The sequence below is a fragment of the Nocardioides sp. URHA0032 genome (assembly GCF_000620645.1).
Taxonomy (GTDB): domain Bacteria; phylum Actinomycetota; class Actinomycetes; order Propionibacteriales; family Nocardioidaceae; genus Nocardioides.
This window is the reverse complement of the sequence record NZ_JIAV01000007.1, coordinates 1-1,262: the sequence shown is the minus strand read 5'-3', so window position 1 is coordinate 1,262 and position 1,262 is coordinate 1. Positions and strand designations below refer to the sequence as shown.

The 1,262-nt window shown below is 67.0% G+C and carries 1 protein-coding gene; it reads left to right on the top strand.

Going from position 1 to position 1,262, the window contains the following annotated elements:
* The coding region (locus N538_RS23440; protein WP_036569200.1) for a CotH kinase family protein at positions 1-1,262 on the top strand (1,262 nt) is incomplete at both ends.

Below are 1,262 nucleotides of genomic sequence, written 5' to 3'. Positions count from 1 at the left end.
GGCCACCTGATCCGATACCGCGTCGAAGCCACCAACGCCGTCACCACCAGCCGCGTCCCCCGCGCCGACGACACCATCAACTACCGCGGCGTCGTCGTCCCCAGCGGGGTCTCCAGCCCGATCCCGGTCCTCGAGTGGTTCATCGCCGACGCGGACTACAACGCGATGGTCAACGCGCCCACCACCGACATCACCCGCACGGCTGCGCTGGCGTACGGCGGCACCGTCTACGACAACGTCCAGGTCAACATCAAGGGCCACGCGTCGCAGAGCGACCCGAAGGTCAGCTGGAAGTTCCACCTCCCGAAGAACCACGACCTCGACATGCCCGGCGTCATCACCGAGCCGGTCGACGAGTTCGACATGCAGGCCGACTGGAGCGACAAGTCCCACGGCCGGTCGATCCTCTCGTGGGAGGCCTACCAGCGCGCCGGGATCGTCAACCACCAGATGTTCCCCGTCCGAACCCAGCGCAACGGCGCCTTCCAGGGCCTCTACAACTTCAACGAGGTCTTCGACGGCACTTGGCGCAAGCGTGAGGGGTACGACGACAAGGAGGTCTACTCCGCGGATACCAGCGCCTTCACCGCCTCCCGTCCGGTCAACGTGCGGTTCACCAAGGAGAACCCCGACGACGGCAACTACGCGTCGCTCCAGGCGTTCCTGAACGGCGTGAACCTCACGGGCAACGCCCAGCGTGACTTCCTGCTGGCCAACGCCGACATCCCGAAGATGCTCAACTACGCGGCCGTGACCGCCATCGTCGAGCACGTCGACTCGGCGACCAAGAACTTCGACCTCGTCTTCAACCCGAACACCGGACGCTGGAAGATTATCCCCTGGGACCTCGACCACACGCTCGGCAACGGCTGCTGCAACGTGAACAGCAACTTCGTCACCCCGGCCGAGCCGGGCGACAACACCAGCGCGCTGATGCGGGCCCTGCTCGCGGTGCCGCAGTGGAAGGACATGTACTTCCGGCGGCTGCGCACGCTGGTCAACGACATCCTCGCGCCGAACCGGATGGAGTCCCTCTACGACACCGTCGTCGGCCCCGCCCAGCCGGTCGGGACCCTCGACATCGGCGCCTGGCCCTACCCCTCCGGCACCACGTTCGCGACGTTCCGCACCCGGCTGTTCAACGCCATCCAGGACCGGCGCAACGCCTTCGCGTCGGACTCGCGGGTGCCGGGGAACCAGCCGGCCGCGCCGGACATGGTCATCGACGAGATCCAGCACTCCCCCACCGCCGGTGACGACGC